Here is a 15,207-nt window from a genome sequence, read left to right as displayed (position 1 = left end):
TGGTTAAAATGAAGATTGCAGTTGTTTTGGGAACGCGGCCAGAGATAATAAAGATGGCCCCTGTCATAGATGAGATAGAAAGGCGCAACCTTGACTTCACACTCATACACACAGGTCAGCACTATGACCATGAAATGTCAGACCAGTTCTTCATTGACCTGGAACTCCCATCACCGGACTACAATATAGGTGCAGGTTCAGGGAGCCATGGGGCCATGACTGCAGAGATGCTAAGGGGTATAGAGGATGTCCTCATGAGGGAGGAACCCAATATCGTGATGGTACAGGGGGACACAAACGCTGTCCTTGCAGGGGCCCTTGCGGCAGTGAAGCTCCACATACCCGTTGGACACGTGGAGGCGGGCCTCCGATCATTTGACAGGACCATGCCCGAGGAAATAAACCGGATGGTGGCAGATGTCTGCTCAAAACTCTACTATGTACCCACCGAGGAATCTGCCATTAACCTCCTCATGGAGGGTGCCGATCCAGAGACAGTATTTGTAACCGGAAACACGGTTGTTGACGCCTGCCTCAGGAATATTGAGATAGCATCAAAGAAATCAGATATCCTCTCAGAGTTTCAGGGGGACGAAAAACTTGTTGCGCTGACCCTTCACCGCGCAGAAAATGTGGATAACCCTGAAAGGCTCAGATCAATAGTGGAGGCCATACTTGAGCTTGATGAATTCAGGATAGTCTTCCCGGTTCATCCAAGGACGAGGAAGAACCTGGAAAAATCTGGCCTCTACACCAGACTGCTCGAGGCGGAGCACGTCACATTAAAAAAGCCAATGGGTTATCTTGATTTCCTTCTTCTCCTTTCAAACTCGTTCATGGTACTCACGGACTCCGGCGGACTCCAGGAGGAGGCCATAACATTCAATGTGCCCTGTTTGACCCTGCGATACAATACTGAACGCCCTGAAACTGTTGAGGCGGGGGGTAACATACTTGTAGGGGCTGATAAGAACAGGATAACCGCAACAGCCAGGAGGCTCCTTGAGGACCCTGATTTCAGAGAGGGGATGATGAGGGCAGATAATCCCTACGGTGACGGCCATGCCTCAGAGAGGATACTGGATGAGACCCTTCGGCTACACATGGAGGGCAGGCTCACAATGAAACCACCCGCTGAGGTCATGGAAGCACCATCAAGAAGGCTTATACATGTGGATGAAAATATCACGGTGGCTGAATTCGCTGAAAGGAATGATGCAGTTATAAGGATGGTTTATGCTGGAGGAGAACCGGTTTTTCCATCCCATACACTTAACCTGAAGGATAAGGATGTTTTGATTGAGTACAGGTGATGGAGGAATTGACATGGACGATTACAGGATAGCAGTATTTGGCCTTGGACACATAGGTCTTCCAACAGCAGCACTTTTTGCCAGGGCAGGATTTGATGTTACAGGGGTTGACATAAGCACAGAAACGGTGGAAAAGGTCAACATAGGAAAATCACCTGTCCCTGAACCGGGTCTTGACGAACTCGTTGCTGAGGTTGTTGGGAAAGGTAAACTGAGGGCAACAGTCGATGGTGTTAGCGCTGCAGAGGAATCAAACGTGATGGTTGTGGTGGTACCGACACCTGTTAACAGCGACAACACGTCTGACCTTTCTGCTGTGATATCCGCGACAGAGACCATCTCAGAGGGTCTTAAGAAGGGCGACCTTGTGATTATAGAGAGCACCGTACCTCCAGGGGCCTGCGAGAACGTGGTGCTTCCAATACTTGAAAAAACAGGTTTACGCGCGTCAGGGGACTTTGGGCTTGCATACACACCTGAAAGGGCCCTTCCAAACAACACACTCCATGAGATGCAGAACAATGCAAGGGTCATAGGGGGCATAGATGGGAAAAGTGCAGAGATGGCAGCTCAACTTTACGGTAAGGTCACAAGGGGCGAGGTAATAGTTGTGGATGACATCATAACAGCAGAAATGGTTAAGCTCATGGAGAACACCTACAGGGATACCAACATAGCCCTCGCCAATGAACTTGCAGTTATATGCGAGTCACTTGGCATAGACGCCATAAAGGCCATAGAGGCAGCAAACCACCACCCCAGGGTGAACCTCCACACACCAGGACCCGGTGTTGGGGGCCACTGCCTGTCGATAGACCCCTACTTCATAGTTGAGATGGCAGAGAAACATGGTGTACCAGCAAGACTCATAAGGACGGCCAGGGAGGTCAATGAATCAATGCCCTTCCATGTCCTTAACATCATAAGGGATGCACTTGAATCAGCTGGCCGGGACCTTGCAGGGTCACGGGTGGGTGTTCTTGGAGTGGCCTATAAGGGTGATGTTGCAGATGCAAGGGAGACACCAACAAGGCCCCTTGTGGCAGCACTCATATCAGAGGGGGCTGAGGTCGTTGTCAACGACCCCCATGTTGACCCTGTGCTGATAAAGAAAATGGGTGTTGAACCTGTCTCACTTGAAGAGGCACTTGAATCTGACTGTGTGGTTCTCATGACGGATCATTCTGAATATCTTGAAATAACCCCTGAGATGATAGTTGGTGGGATATTCATCTGCACCAGACCTGTTCTGGATCCTGAAGAATTCAGAGAACATGGCATAGTATTCCGGGGTGTGGGGCGCCCTTGAAACTTCTAATATTTGAATATGCAACTGCCTCAGGGATTGAAGATCCCGAGATATTCCTTGAGGGCCGTTCAATGCTTGAGGCTCTTCTTGCTGACTTCAGTAACCTTGAAATTGACTTTCTTCTCTCTGAGAAGTTCGCTGATATTGAAATCCAGTCCAACTGCAGGCCAACAATCATCACAGGTTCCCTCAGGAAATGGCTCAGAGCAAACCTCCATAGATTTGACGCCTGCATATTCATCGCAGCAGAGGAGGATATGGAACTCTATAAACTCACAGAACTGGTTGAGGACTCAGGAGTACTTCTTATCGGCTCAGGCAGTGAGGCGGTCCGCATATGCTCAGATAAGAGGATGACCTACAGGGCCCTCAGGGGCGTGGTTCCCCTCATAAGGACCTATGAACGTGATGATCTTGAAGAACTACCATCAAGGGTTCTCATAAAACCCGCAGACGGTGTTGCCTGCCAGGGTATAAGGATACTTGAGCCGGAGAACCTCCATGAAATCCCTGAGAATATGATAATACAGGAATTTGTTGAGGGTGAGAGCGTCAGCGTGAGCCTGCTCTCTGATGGAAAAAGAGCACTTCCACTGAGCCTCAACAGGCAGAATATCCTCATAAGGGGGGATTCACTGGAGTATAATGGGGGCGTCACCCCTGTGAATCACAGGATGAGGGATGAGGCCTTCAGGGTTGCCAGAAGGGCTGTGGAATCCATTGAGGGTTTGAGGGGCTATGTTGGTGTGGACATGATACTTGCAGATAAACCCTATGTTGTTGAAATAAACTCCAGGATCACGACACCCTACATAGGACTCAGAAGGATTTCAGAGGGAAACCTGGGCCATATGGTCCTTCAATCTGTTATGGGTGAACTTCCAGAGCGTATTAAATTTAATGGGACAGCATACTTCAGAAAAGGTTCCAGCGGCATGGTTGTGGATATCCGCAGGGGAGCTGAAGCCGGGAATTAAGAGTATGGAGTTGACCTTGATGAAGATCGCAGGATTTGATATTGGAGGAGCAAACACTGACATGGCATTAATAGAGTTTGGAGCCGATGGTGAAATGAAGAAAGTCCGTGTGGACTTCAGGTACCTCCCCATGTGGCTTAAACGTGATGAACTTTCAGAGACCCTGATTGAGCTTGCAGGGGATGATCTTGATGATCTTGATGGCGTTGGCGTGTGCATGACAGCGGAACTGGTGGACGCCTACCCAAGCAAGGCAGAGGGAGTTATTGACATAGTTGAAAGTGTCCAGAGCGCATTTGATATTCCAGTGGCATACGTGAGCCTCTCTGGTATGGTGGATGCCTCCGAGGCGGTCAGGGACCCCATGGATGTGGCTGCAGCCAACTGGGTTGCCACCTCACAGATAGCCTCTGCAATGAGCAGCGACTGCATAATGGTGGACGTGGGAAGCACAACAACGGACATAATACCTGTGAAGGACGGATTCGAGGCTGCAAGGGGAAGGAATGACCTTGAAAGACTGTCAACTGGTGAACTTGTCTACACGGGTACACTGAGAACCAATGTGGCAACGATAGTCGACAGGGTTCCCCTGCATGATAAATGGTTCAGGGTTTCATCTGAACTTTTTGCAATAACGGCCGATGTTCACAGGGTACTCGGCAATATCAGGGAATCCGACTACACCTGCAGCACACCTGATGGTTCGGGGAGATCCATTGAAGATTGCATGCTCAGGATAGCCCGCGTCCTATGCGCAGATCTGGAACTCCTTGAACCAGAGGATATACTTGAGGTGTCAGAGTACATCTACCACCAGCAGATACTCAAGATAGCAGAGGGAATCGCAGAGGTTTCAGAGCGCGAGAACCTTGATGAGGTGATCGCCACTGGCCTTGGAATGAATGTTCTTGCAAAAAGGGCCGCGGAGATTCTTGACCTCAAATGCAGAACCATGGACGAATTCCTGACAGAGGAGGAGTGTGTAGTGGCCCCTGCAGTCGGCACAGCACTCCTGATGGAAGATTACCTCCAGAACATATAGACGGATGGTTGAATTGAAATCAAGGATTTTAATTGCCGGGATTCTCCTCCTCATTGTAACCCCCCTTGTAATCATGAACCTATCTGACCATTCAACCATCGGCTCGGATTCCAGGGGATATGTTACAAAGGATGTCTATGCACATTACGGGGAGCGGAACATAAAGGTGGCCGTTGTAACAGGGATACATCCGCGGGAGGAGGTTTCAGTTGCGCCAGTCCAGTGGGCCAGCAGGGCATTCGCACTTCTCCCTGTGGAGGTTGCACTTTACAGTATAAATGTTGAGGACAGTCCAATGGATTACAGCAGGGGCAGGGCCAGTGGTGAGGGCCTTGCAGCCACCTACATCCTCTCTGATGTAATGAAATCTGATTATGACCTTGTGATAATCGCCCATGCCCATGCACCGGGCTATGGGGAAGGATTCTATGTTGCAACACCACAGATGGATGAACCCTCAGTGAGGATCGCTGAAAGCCTAAGGAAGGAAGGCTTCAATTACTACCCGGTCTCAGGAAAAGCAAGGTACAGGAGTTCATCTGCAAGACTCTTCTCAAGACCACTTGCTGCCGCAGGTTACCCCACACTTGTCTATGAGGTCCCTGAGTGGTCATCAGCATATGAAGTATTTTTCATGACCCTTAAACTTTTGAGGGCAAGCAGTTCTGTTCTATCTTAATTAAATGGTGGGGGTCATTTTTCATGACCCTTAAACTTTTTTGGGGGCAGTTGTTCCAATTATCAGTACCAGACATCCTTCATACCGATGAGGTATGCTATGATGTTTGCTGAAAGATGAAGGACCAGTGTGATGAGCATTATAAGGATGATGTAATCAACTGGCAGTACCCTCAGGGGAGATACCAGTATCAGGGCCCCGACAACGAAGTCAAGCTGATCAAGGATGGGCGCAGGCCTACCCCTATCTATTTTGAGCCTTCTTTTTATGAAACTACCCGCAGCATCTCCCATAAGGGCTCCGAATCCAAGTAAAATACCTGTTATTGCTCCAATTATAACTGAACCTGAAAGAAGACCCTGAATTAATCCCACAAGCAGTCCAATAAGGGTACCAGCCGCGGTGCCACGCCAGGTTACCCCGTCCCCTATGAGGCGCCTGCCATCACGGAGGGTGATACCCATGTCAAGGGGTCTGCCCCCACCAAATACGAGACCACTTATATTTGCCATGTAGGCAGGTAACATAAAGTATATTACATAGAGAACATCTATAATATTGATAATATCGGTATTCACGTGTACACCTCGCAAAATTATTTAATTTGAGATACCGTAAGAACCTGTCAGTTCAGGCTCCAAGAAGAGGATGCATGGGTTTGTAATTTCATACATCAAGTATATAACATTTGCCAGTGAACTGATTCAATGATTTTAATATTCAAATTAAACAGGTGACTGTTGTGGTAATAAAGAGAACAAGGAGTCTCTGCCCTGAGTGCCTCAGACCCGTCGATGCAGAGGTCTTTGAGGACGAGGGCAGGGTTCTAATAAGGAAGGAATGCCCGGAGCACGGAAACTTTGAGGGTGTTTACTGGAGCAATTCCGAGGTCTACCATAAGGCAGAAGATTATGATGAGGAAGGTGAGGGGCTACTGAACCCGCAGACGGATCCCCTGAAGGGATGCCCACTTGACTGTGGTCTCTGCCCCGAACATGAGAGCCACACTGTTCTTGGTCTTATTGATGTTACTAATCGATGCAATCTTAAATGTCCCATCTGTTTTGCCAATGCTGCCGTTTCAAAGTACCTTTATGAGCCGACCTATGAAGAGATAAGGGAGATGCTAAGAAATCTCCGCAGAAACAGACCCGTACCCACCCCAGCCATTCAGTACGCGGGTGGTGAGCCCACTGTGAGGAAGGATATAGTGGAGCTCGTTAAACTCGCAAGGGAGGAGGGCTTCACCCATGTTCAGATAGCCACAAATGGAGTGAGACTTGCGCGGAAACCTGAACTCGCAGCGGAACTCAGGGAAGCAGGGCTCAACACGGTTTACCTCCAGTTCGATGGGGTCACAGAGGAACCCTACCTTGTATCCAGGGGTAAAAATCTGCTGCCACTGAAATTACAGGCAATAGAAAACTGCAGAAAGGCAGGTCTTGGAATAGTACTGGTCCCCACACTCGTCAGGGGCCTCAACGACAGCCAGGTGGGGGACATAATAAGGTTTGCCATTGAAAACATTGATATAATAAGGGGCGTTAACTTCCAGCCGGTGTCCTTTGCAGGAAGAACCCCGGCCGACAGGGTTGAGGAGCAGCGCATAACAATACCCGACTTCCAGAAACTCGTGGAGGAACAGACAGGTTCAGAGATAGCGGTGGACGACTTCTACCCGGCATCATCTGTCCGCCCAATATCCGACTTCGTTGCGGCCATTGAGGGCGAACCCCAGGTTACATTCACATGCCACCAGCACTGCGGTACAGCCACATACATATTCATAGAGGACGGAAAAATAATCCCAATAACAAGGTTCATCGATGTTGACAGGTTCTTTGAGATACTCGATAAGGGCCGGGAGGAACTTGAGAAGGGTGGAATAGCAGCAAAGGCCAAATTGATCGCAAAATCAACAATAGAACTTCCAAAAACCCTTGACAAATCAAAGGCGCCGGAGTCTGTTGATATAAAGAGCATACTCACATCAGTATTCAGGGAGAGATCATACAGTGCCCTGGGAGAGTTCCACTACAACACGCTCTTGGTATCATGTATGCACTTCATGGACCCATGGAACTTTGATATTGAGAGGGTTAGAAGGTGCGTCATACACTACGCCCTGCCTGATGGGCGCATAGTCCCATTCTGTACCATGAACTCAATACACAGGGCAGAGGTTGAAAAACAGTTCTCAAAACCTCTAAAAGGATAATCGAAGGAGTGGTAATTGAATTGATCATCAACACACCGTCCCGGTTACACCTCACCCTCATAGACCTCAATGGGAGGAGGGGCCGCCTCGATGGAGGGGTGGGAATCACCCTCAGGGAGCCTGAACTCATCATGGGCCTCAAGGCCTCAGATGAAATCACTGTGGAGTTCACTGGTGAAGTGGAGAGCTCACTCAGGGAGGAATATGTTTCAAAGATAACAGCGGCTGCAGAGAGAACCCTCAGTTACATTGGCAGTGATGAAAAATTTGCCTTCAAGGTTGAAAGCATGTTCCCGGCCCACTCGGGTCTGGGATCGGGAACCCAGATATCCCTTGCAGCCGCAAAGCTCATCGCAGAGTACCACGGCGTCAGTATAAGGGCAAGGGAACTGGCAGCGATTGTTGGTAGGGGTGGAACATCAGGTATAGGTGTCGCCTCCTTTGAAAAGGGAGGATTCATAGTGGATGCAGGACACAGCACCCGTGAAAAGTCTGACTTCCTGCCGTCATCTGCCTCACATGCCTCTCCACCACCGGTTATTGCAAGATATGATTTTCCTGAGGGCTGGAATATCGTGGTTGCCATACCCCACATTGAGAGATCCGTTTCAGGGAAAAAGGAGGTTAACATATTCCAGGAATACTGCCCCATCCCCCTCAGGGAGGTTGAAAGGCTATCACACATAATTCTCATGAAGATGATGCCCTCAGTCATTGAAGGGGACATTGAGGCCTTTGGGGAATCTGTTAATGAAATACAGAAGATAGGATTCAAGAAGGTTGAAAGGGATCTTCAGGACCCACTGATTGACAGATTAATAGATGCTATGTTGTCTGCAGGGGCCGCGGGGGCGGGCATGAGTTCATTTGGTCCCGCAGTATACGCAGTCACAGATGGGAAAGCTAATGATATGGTGGATGCGGTTCTGGAGATAATGGATTCAGGTCAGGCCTTTGCAACAGGCGGCCGTAACAGGGGGGCCTCTGTGATCAGATACTGAGTGCAGGAGGGAATATGGATGGAAGAAGTTATAAGGGGAAGAGTATGGAGATTCGGTGATAACATAGATACTGACATGATCATACCAGGTCGTTACCTGCGGACCTTCAGCCTTGATGAACTCGCATCCCATGTAATGGAGGGTGCAAGGTCAGAGTTTGCCTCTGAGGTTAAGAGGGGCGACATAATAGTGGCCGGGCGCAACTTCGGATGCGGATCATCGAGGGAACAGGCCCCGCTGGCCCTTAAACATGCAGGTGTCGCCGCGATCATTGCAGAATCCTTTGCCAGGATATTCTACAGGAACGCCATAAACATTGGGTTTCCCGTTATAATGGCTCGTGTGGATGCGGCGGACGGGGATGAAATCTCTGTTGATCTCAAGGGTGGTTTCATTGAGAACCTCACCTCTGGAAAGAGGTATGAGATGAAGCCCTTCAACGACTACATGCTATCGATACTCCAGGACGGCGGCCTTGTAAACCACTACATCAGGACGCTGAAGGAAGGTTCAGGATAGGAGAAACATTTAAATTCACAGGAAAGTGTATGAGGGGTAATAGATGCAGTGTCCGATTTGCGGGTCAAAGGCATTCAGGGTTTTAAAGAGCAGAACAGACGAGTCCAGATCAAGGAAGGTCAAGCACCTTGTACTTGAATGTGAGGAATGCGGGACGGTCTTCAGGGATAGCCTTGTGATTGAAAAGCCCGAAAGCCACAGGATAATAATAAGTGAGCATGGAAGCTCCTACAGGGATGAGGTGGATCTATACCCCAATGAGGAGGTATCAACAGGCGATGCAATCACCGTATCAGGAAAACTCGTTGAAATAACATCACTGGAACTTAAGAGCGGCAAGAGGGTTGATAAAGCCACTGCCGCTGATGTTAAGACTCTCTGGGCTGTTTCACTCGAGGCCCCCGCCCGTGTTGGTATATCCGTGGACCTCCATGGTGAGGTCTACTCAAGGAAGGTTGAGGTGGACAGGGACTTTGAGTTTCGGGTGGGGGATGTCATGAAGATAGATGAGCACGTCTTCAAGATCAGGAGCATAAAGACAGAGGATGGCATGATAAGGAGGGGCTCCGTACCGGCCCGGAGGATTAAGAGGGTGTATGGTTATCCTGTAAACCTCAGGTTCAGACAGGACCTCACAGACATGATCGTGTGATATCTGGCAGAACATAATCGTTTTTAGTGGTCCAATGATGAATGAAAGACTTAGAATGGTCCAGGACCTCATAGATAAGGGCTACATAAAATCTGAGTCCGTGAGAAGGGCGATGGAGAAGGTTCCAAGGGATGAGTTCGTCCCCGAAGATGAAAGGCACAGGGCCTACCTTGACATGCCCCTCCCGATAGGTGAGGGACAGACCATATCCGCACCCCACATGGTCGCCATGATTGCCGAGCTACTGGACCTTGAGAGGGGAATGAAGGTCCTTGAGGTTGGAACCGGCTGCGGTTACAATGCGGCGGTCATAGCAGAGATAATAGGGAGGGAGGGGCACCTCTACACCGTTGAAAGGATACATTCATTATATGAGAGGGCAAGGCAAAAACTTGAGGCCCTGGGATACGATAACATCACGGTTATACATGGGGATGGAAGTAGGGGGTACCCTCCTGAGGCCCCCTACAGCAGGATCTATGTGACCGCGGCAGCACCCCACATACCTGACCCCCTCAGGGAACAGCTGGAAGTTGGGGGAAAACTTTTAATACCTGTTGGTTCTGATAAATTCTACCAGGAACTTGTTCTTGTTGAGAGGCTCTCCTCTGGGGATTACAGGTCCAGGAACCTGGGGGGAGTTGCATTTGTTCCATTGATAGGTAAACATGGCTGGAAATTCCACTGAACCCGTATTTAGGCGGGAATTTTACAGATGACTTTTAAAGGGGATTCCTAATGGACAATATCAGGGTTTACATAGAGACGTTTGGATGCACATTCAACCAGGCAGACTCAGAGATCATGGCGGGCGTCCTGAGTGAGGCAGGGGCTCTCCTTACAGGGATTGATGAGGCGGATGTGATAATTCTTAACACATGCTATGTTAAGCATCCCACTGAGCACAAGGTTATAAACAGGATAAAGAGGATCAGGGAGATGTACCCTGATAAGGGCCTCATCGTTGCCGGGTGCATGGTTGAAATAGACCCACAGAAACTTGAATCCATATCAGGTGATGCCTCATGGCTTGGACCCCACCAGCTCATGAGAACGGCGGAGGTTGTGCGTGCCACCTACCAGGGTCATGTTAAACGGATAACCGGTTTCACATCTGATTTGAAGGTGGGGGTCCCCAGGGTGAGGTCGAACCCCCTGATACACATCATACAGATATGTGAGGGATGCAGTGGAAGCTGCAGCTACTGCTGCACACGCTTTGCAAGGGGGAGTATACAGAGTTACCCATCAGATATCATCGTCCAGGAGGCCAGGGAGGCCATTGAGGCTGGGTGCAGGGAGATCCAGCTTACGGCACAGGATACTGCAGCATACGGTTCTGATACAGGTGAGAGACTTTCTGACCTCATAATGGAAATAACTGAAATACCCGGTGATTTCAGGGTGCGTGTTGGCATGATGCACCCTGCGAGTGTCCTCAGGGACCTTGATGGTCTTGTTGAGGCATTCAGATCAGAGAAGGTGTACAGTTTCCTCCACCTCCCTGTTCAGAGTGGAAGTGACCGTGTACTCAGGGATATGGGGAGGGGGCACACTGTGGATGATTTCAGGATGATAGTTGACAGGTTCAGGTCAAGGATTCCTGAAATCTCCATTGCAACCGATATAATCGTTGGCTACCCCACTGAGGGCGAGGATGACTTCCTTGACACCTGCAGGCTCCTTGAGGAGGTGAGACCCGGCTTCATACACCTCTCAAAGTACAGACACAGGCCACGCGCCCTCTCATCCTCCCTTGATGAGATAGACTTCAGGGAACTGCGGAGGCGATCAAAGGCCGTTGAGGAACTCAAGGGGAGGATCACAGAGGAGGAAAATAAGAGGCTTGTTGGAACCACCCAGAACATCCTCATAGTTGAGAGGGGAAGGAAGGGCGGCTTCATAGGCAGAACAGACTCATACATACCTGTTGTCACACATGATGGCGAGGTGGGATCCTTCAGGAGTGTGAGGATCAAGAGGGCCACAGGAACATACCTTATAGCAGAATCAGAAGAGTAATAGCCTCCAGTAAGGTTTTATTTTATTTCTTAACTGACTTGAGTGTTTGCAGGTCTTTAAAACCAAGTAAATAGGTTAAGACTTGTCTCATGTTTTAATGTCCTTAAAAATAACTATATAATTAGTTTCTGGATAAAGAGGTGGTTATAAGTGCCGTGGGCCGGACTTGAACCAGCGACATCCAGATCTTCAGTCTGGCGTTCTCCCAACTGAACTACCACGGCATAGTGGGCCGGACGAGATTCGAACTCGTGATCACCTCCGTGTCAGGGAGGTATCATACCCCTAGACCACCGGCCCATGTTCCTTCTAAAGTATGGAAGTAGTCATATATAACCTTTTCCATTCTGGGTTGGGGATTCTGGAATAAAAGCCTCCTTACAGGCATGGGGTGGCACCATGAACCTGAAACGCCCAATGAAACCCCATCGGCATGATAATGGTTAAAAATCAGGGGTTTCAGGAGTTCCAGCACAAAGTTTTCAATTATTATATACCATAAATGTATTTCTAATACTTCATACATACTATTCATGGAAAACTTTTTAGTGAATCTGATAACTTAAATAATAACTGAATGTGAAACCATCATGGGATTGATGGTTTTACATAGATACACAAGGTTTATTGATAGGGTGGGGGCATTGGTTAATAGGACTCTTACTGCTACTGAGAAGATACAGTACTACCGGGATAGAAGAACCCGGCTGGCTATTGTAGCATCACTCACAGCTCTCTGTGTTGCTGCAACGGTCTATTTCCACATCTTTCTCAGGGTTGAGGTTGTATTCACACATATCTTTTACATACCAATAGTCCTTGCAGCCCTCTGGTTTAAGAGAAAGTCATTTCTTGTAACGGCATTACTTGGCACGGTGCTTATTGTAACAAACATCATGGCATCTCTTTCAGGTTTCTATGAGGACCTTCTGAGGGTTTCAGTGATGCTCTTTGTTAACCTCATGACAGTACTCCTGGCAGAGTCCATCGAAGAATCAGAGGAGGTTGTCCGTGAGACCGAGGAGAAATACAGGACAATAGTGGAGACAGCAAGGGATGCAATTATAACCGCTGATGAGCGGGGAAGGGTGGTTTCATGGAACCACGGGGCTGAGAAGATCTTTGGGTACACTGCAGATGAGATGAAGGGAAAACAAATCAATAAAATAATCTCAGAGCAAAACCGGGACATGCACAACTTTCAGGATATAAATAGTGACATTTCTCTGATGATCACAGATGTAGAGGCACTCAGAAAGGATGGAAAAAGGGTTCCTGTGGATATATCCATTACAGGATGGCATTACCTGGGGGAAAACTTTGTAACAGCGGTTATAAGGGACATTTCAGAGAGAAAAAAGGCTGAAGAGGCATTGAAGGAAAGTGAAAAGAAATTCAGGGCGGTTTTCAATGGGGTTGATGATATAATAACCATCGTTGAGTTAAGGGATAATGGTCTGCCAGGTAACTACATTGAGGTGAACAGGACCGCTGTGGAGAAACTGGGCTACTCAAGGGATGAACTCCTCAACATGACCCCCATGGACCTTGGACCCACAGAGGAGGAGATCTCAGATAATATGAGGACACTCCTTGAAAGTAGGGCCGCAAGGTTTGAGAGAACCTACATATCAAAGGACGGCCGCCGGATCCCGGTTGAGGTGAACTCCCGCCTTATTGAAATTGGCGGTAGAAATGTGGTTGTATCGGTTTCAAGGGACATAACCCACTTGGGAGGAAGTACACCGTAAGGATATACAATAAGCTTGTACATGTGGAGGGGAGGGACTGTGCCCTGGTGGTCCTCCATGACATCTCAGACCTCAAGAGGACACAGAGGATGCTTGAAAAGTCCCTCGAGGAGAAGGAACTCCTCCTCAAGGAGATACACCACCGGGTCAAGAACAACCTGATGATAATCTCAAGCCTCCTCAGCCTCCAGTCAAGGAAGGCCAAGGATGAAGAGACCCTGGACCTCTTCAGGGAGAGTGAAAACAGGGCAAGGTCCATGGCCCTGATCCATGAAAGGCTTTACCGTTCAGAGGATCTCAAGAACATTGATATGGGTGAATACGTAAGGACACTCGCATCTGAGGTGTTCAGAAGTTACTCTGCAGATTCCAGGATAAGGCTGAATATGGATGTGGATGAACTGAAAGTTGACGTGGAGACCGCCATACCCGTTGGCCTCATCGTCAATGAACTTTTAACAAATGCTGTGAAGCATGCCTTCCCTGATGGTGAAGGTACTGTGTCTGTTTCGGTTAAAAGAAGCAATAAACACGTTCTGATTGAGGTTAGTGATGATGGGGTCGGATTTCCACCGGATCTTGACTGGGAGAGCAGTCCATCCCTTGGCCTCCAGCTTGTAAGGAACCTCACCGACCAGATTGACGGGACTGCAGAGATGATTTCAGATGGGGGTACAACATTCAGGATAACCTTCACAGAGAAGGGCGTTATTGATGAAAAATAGAAGTAAGGTGATAGAAAATTATTCTATCTTTCTGAACTCCTTCTTGGGGGCCCCGCAGATGGCGCACCTTTCGGGTGCCTCACCCTCAACGGTGTTACCGCACCAGTTGCAGACGTAGTAGTCCACCTCAACGTTCCTTCCAAGGTTATCGAGGGCATTCTGGTAGAGTTCAGCGTGGATCTTCTCAACCTTATTTGCAACGTCAAAGCTCCAGCGCGCCTGTTCTTCACCCTCTGCTTCTGCTTCCTCTATGAATCCAGGGTACATCTCCTTGAATTCCGCGGTTTCTCCGGCTATTGCCTCCCTTAGGTTCTCCTCTGTGCTGTTGATGGCCTCCATGGCCTCAAGGTGGTTCATTGCGTGGACTGTCTCTGCCGCTGCTGCGGCACGGAAGAGCTTTGCAACCTGGTGGTAACCCTCCTCATCAGCCTTCCTTGCGAATGCAAGGTACTTTCTGTTTGCCTGTGACTCCCCGGCAAATGCTTCCTTCAGGTTATCCATTGTTGACATCAAAAATCACCTCATCTTATTATTATGTTAGTCTGAGCTTATAAAGAAAAAACATGAACCAGTACAGAATCATAACAGCTTAAATCTGGTAGGGGGCACCTGGTCCCTGAAAAAATAAATAGGTAGAATTATCGGGTCTACCTATAACTGTTTAGCGGCCATTTCAATGTCTGTGGCTTTAACAGTTTTTCTGCCGGCGTGTTTTGCAAGTTCAACGGCTTTGCGTGAGATTTCCTCACCCATGTCTTCGAGGGCCTTTGCTAAAGCCTCTTTTGCATCATCACTTATTCTCTGGGCACCGGCATTTTTTATTATTCTACCTACTGGTGCGATTGGTAATTCAGCCATAATTTCACCTCCAAATTAAGCTGGTAATCTCTAATATTTAAATTTATTGGTTCTGCCGGGTTAATGGACCACATAGGGCCCATGGGGGTAAATGGATATGGATTTCACCAAAACCAAAAATTTTAAACTTGGAGAACC

The 15,207-nt window shown here is 48.5% G+C and carries 17 protein-coding genes and 2 tRNA genes; 13 read left to right on the top strand and 6 right to left on the bottom strand.

Going from position 1 to position 15,207, the window contains the following annotated elements:
* Window positions 1-8: 8 nt before the first annotated feature.
* The 5 genes from wecB to OXN82_RS05040 are packed head-to-tail and all read left to right on the top strand — an operon-like array spanning window position 9 to window position 5,323.
* Window positions 9-1,313 carry a non-hydrolyzing UDP-N-acetylglucosamine 2-epimerase gene (gene wecB / locus OXN82_RS05060; RefSeq protein ID WP_321210893.1) on the top strand — a complete coding sequence of 435 codons (1,305 nt, stop codon included), beginning with the start codon at window positions 9-11 and terminating at the stop codon, window positions 1,311-1,313.
* 13 nt (window positions 1,314-1,326) lie between these two features.
* A complete protein-coding gene (locus OXN82_RS05055) occupies window positions 1,327-2,622 on the top strand; it encodes a nucleotide sugar dehydrogenase (protein ID WP_321212158.1) in 1,296 nt (431 codons plus the stop codon).
* On the top strand, window positions 2,619-3,599 hold the full coding sequence (locus tag OXN82_RS05050; RefSeq protein WP_321210892.1) for an ATP-grasp domain-containing protein: 981 nt from the start codon (window positions 2,619-2,621) through the stop codon (window positions 3,597-3,599). Before OXN82_RS05055 ends, OXN82_RS05050 begins: the two co-directional genes overlap by 4 nt.
* 19 nt (window positions 3,600-3,618) lie before the next feature.
* Complete coding sequence (locus OXN82_RS05045; protein WP_321212157.1) at window positions 3,619-4,644, top strand: hydantoinase/oxoprolinase family protein; 1,026 nt, start codon at window positions 3,619-3,621, stop codon at window positions 4,642-4,644.
* A gap of 4 nt (window positions 4,645-4,648) precedes the next feature.
* A complete protein-coding gene (locus tag OXN82_RS05040) occupies window positions 4,649-5,323 on the top strand; it encodes a hypothetical protein (RefSeq protein ID WP_321210891.1) in 675 nt (224 codons plus the stop codon).
* 62 nt (window positions 5,324-5,385) lie between these two features.
* On the opposite strand, the gene OXN82_RS05035 is transcribed toward OXN82_RS05040, so the two are convergent.
* Window positions 5,386-5,901 (bottom strand): CDP-2,3-bis-(O-geranylgeranyl)-sn-glycerol synthase, encoded by a 516-nt coding sequence (locus tag OXN82_RS05035; protein WP_321210890.1) that lies wholly within the window; start codon window positions 5,899-5,901, stop codon window positions 5,386-5,388.
* A gap of 164 nt (window positions 5,902-6,065) precedes the next feature.
* Between OXN82_RS05035 and tes the strand changes: the two genes are divergently transcribed.
* The 6 genes from tes to OXN82_RS05005 are packed head-to-tail and all read left to right on the top strand — an operon-like array spanning window position 6,066 to window position 11,735.
* Entirely contained in the window at window positions 6,066-7,541 is a 1,476-nt protein-coding gene (tes, locus tag OXN82_RS05030; RefSeq protein ID WP_321210889.1) for a tetraether lipid synthase Tes, read from the top strand.
* 20 nt (window positions 7,542-7,561) lie between these two features.
* On the top strand, window positions 7,562-8,542 hold the full coding sequence (locus OXN82_RS05025) for a beta-ribofuranosylaminobenzene 5'-phosphate synthase (RefSeq protein ID WP_321210888.1): 981 nt from the start codon (window positions 7,562-7,564) through the stop codon (window positions 8,540-8,542).
* A gap of 18 nt (window positions 8,543-8,560) precedes the next feature.
* Window positions 8,561-9,061: a homoaconitase small subunit gene (gene hacB / locus OXN82_RS05020; protein ID WP_321210887.1), complete on the top strand. Its 501-nt coding sequence runs from the start codon at window positions 8,561-8,563 to the stop codon at window positions 9,059-9,061.
* A 43-nt stretch (window positions 9,062-9,104) separates the two neighbouring features.
* A complete protein-coding gene (locus OXN82_RS05015; protein ID WP_321210886.1) occupies window positions 9,105-9,713 on the top strand; it encodes an HVO_0476 family zinc finger protein in 609 nt (202 codons plus the stop codon).
* Between the two features lie 34 nt (window positions 9,714-9,747).
* Window positions 9,748-10,401, top strand: a complete 654-nt coding sequence (locus tag OXN82_RS05010) for a protein-L-isoaspartate O-methyltransferase (RefSeq protein ID WP_321210885.1) — start codon at window positions 9,748-9,750, stop codon at window positions 10,399-10,401.
* A 50-nt stretch (window positions 10,402-10,451) separates the two neighbouring features.
* Complete coding sequence (locus OXN82_RS05005; protein ID WP_321210884.1) at window positions 10,452-11,735, top strand: tRNA (N(6)-L-threonylcarbamoyladenosine(37)-C(2))-methylthiotransferase; 1,284 nt, start codon at window positions 10,452-10,454, stop codon at window positions 11,733-11,735.
* A 151-nt stretch (window positions 11,736-11,886) separates the two neighbouring features.
* Here the strand turns inward: OXN82_RS05005 and OXN82_RS05000 are convergent.
* The 3 genes from OXN82_RS05000 to OXN82_RS04990 form a co-directional block, all read right to left on the bottom strand.
* Window positions 11,887-11,959 (bottom strand) — tRNA-Phe (locus OXN82_RS05000).
* A gap of 4 nt (window positions 11,960-11,963) precedes the next feature.
* Window positions 11,964-12,035: transfer RNA gene (locus OXN82_RS04995), tRNA-Val, on the bottom strand.
* Complete coding sequence (locus tag OXN82_RS04990; protein ID WP_321210883.1) at window positions 12,013-12,261, bottom strand: hypothetical protein; 249 nt, start codon at window positions 12,259-12,261, stop codon at window positions 12,013-12,015. The genes OXN82_RS04995 and OXN82_RS04990 overlap by 23 nt, the downstream gene beginning before the upstream one ends.
* A gap of 118 nt (window positions 12,262-12,379) precedes the next feature.
* Between OXN82_RS04990 and OXN82_RS04985 the strand changes: the two genes are divergently transcribed.
* Both OXN82_RS04985 and OXN82_RS04980 read left to right on the top strand, forming a co-directional pair.
* Window positions 12,380-13,486, top strand: a complete 1,107-nt coding sequence (locus tag OXN82_RS04985; protein ID WP_321210882.1) for a PAS domain S-box protein — start codon at window positions 12,380-12,382, stop codon at window positions 13,484-13,486.
* 23 nt (window positions 13,487-13,509) lie between these two features.
* Window positions 13,510-14,211 (top strand): sensor histidine kinase, encoded by a 702-nt coding sequence (locus OXN82_RS04980; protein ID WP_321210881.1) that lies wholly within the window; start codon window positions 13,510-13,512, stop codon window positions 14,209-14,211.
* Between the two features lie 18 nt (window positions 14,212-14,229).
* On the opposite strand, the gene OXN82_RS04975 is transcribed toward OXN82_RS04980, so the two are convergent.
* Window positions 14,230-14,721, bottom strand: a complete 492-nt coding sequence (locus OXN82_RS04975) for a rubrerythrin family protein (protein ID WP_321210880.1) — start codon at window positions 14,719-14,721, stop codon at window positions 14,230-14,232.
* A gap of 141 nt (window positions 14,722-14,862) precedes the next feature.
* A complete protein-coding gene (gene hmtA1, locus OXN82_RS04970) occupies window positions 14,863-15,069 on the bottom strand; it encodes a histone HmtA1 (RefSeq protein ID WP_013296030.1) in 207 nt (68 codons plus the stop codon).
* Window positions 15,070-15,207: the final 138 nt, after the last annotated feature.

This window comes from Methanothermobacter sp. DP (assembly GCF_026692625.1).
GTDB classification, from domain to species: Archaea; Methanobacteriota; Methanobacteria; order Methanobacteriales; family Methanothermobacteraceae; genus Methanothermobacter; species Methanothermobacter marburgensis.
This window is presented reverse-complemented; position numbering and strand designations above follow the sequence as displayed.

Bases quoted from the DNA above. Each gene is read 5' to 3' on its own strand.
- wecB (WP_321210893.1), top strand. From the start codon at position 9: ATGAAGATTGCAGTTGTTTTGGGAACGCGGCCAGAGATAATAAAGATG.
- OXN82_RS05055 (WP_321212158.1), top strand. From the start codon at position 1,327: ATGGACGATTACAGGATAGCAGTATTTGGCCTTGGACACATAGGTCTT.
- OXN82_RS05045 (WP_321212157.1), top strand. From the start codon at position 3,619: ATGAAGATCGCAGGATTTGATATTGGAGGAGCAAACACTGACATGGCA.
- OXN82_RS05040 (WP_321210891.1), top strand. From the start codon at position 4,649: ATGGTTGAATTGAAATCAAGGATTTTAATTGCCGGGATTCTCCTCCTC.
- hacB (WP_321210887.1), top strand. From the start codon at position 8,561: ATGGAAGAAGTTATAAGGGGAAGAGTATGGAGATTCGGTGATAACATA.
- OXN82_RS05015 (WP_321210886.1), top strand. From the start codon at position 9,105: ATGCAGTGTCCGATTTGCGGGTCAAAGGCATTCAGGGTTTTAAAGAGC.
- OXN82_RS05010 (WP_321210885.1), top strand. From the start codon at position 9,748: ATGATGAATGAAAGACTTAGAATGGTCCAGGACCTCATAGATAAGGGC.
- OXN82_RS05005 (WP_321210884.1), top strand. From the start codon at position 10,452: ATGGACAATATCAGGGTTTACATAGAGACGTTTGGATGCACATTCAAC.
- OXN82_RS04990 (WP_321210883.1), bottom strand. From the start codon at position 12,261: ATGTATGAAGTATTAGAAATACATTTATGGTATATAATAATTGAAAAC.
- OXN82_RS04975 (WP_321210880.1), bottom strand. From the start codon at position 14,721: ATGTCAACAATGGATAACCTGAAGGAAGCATTTGCCGGGGAGTCACAG.
- hmtA1 (WP_013296030.1), bottom strand. From the start codon at position 15,069: ATGGCTGAATTACCAATCGCACCAGTAGGTAGAATAATAAAAAATGCC.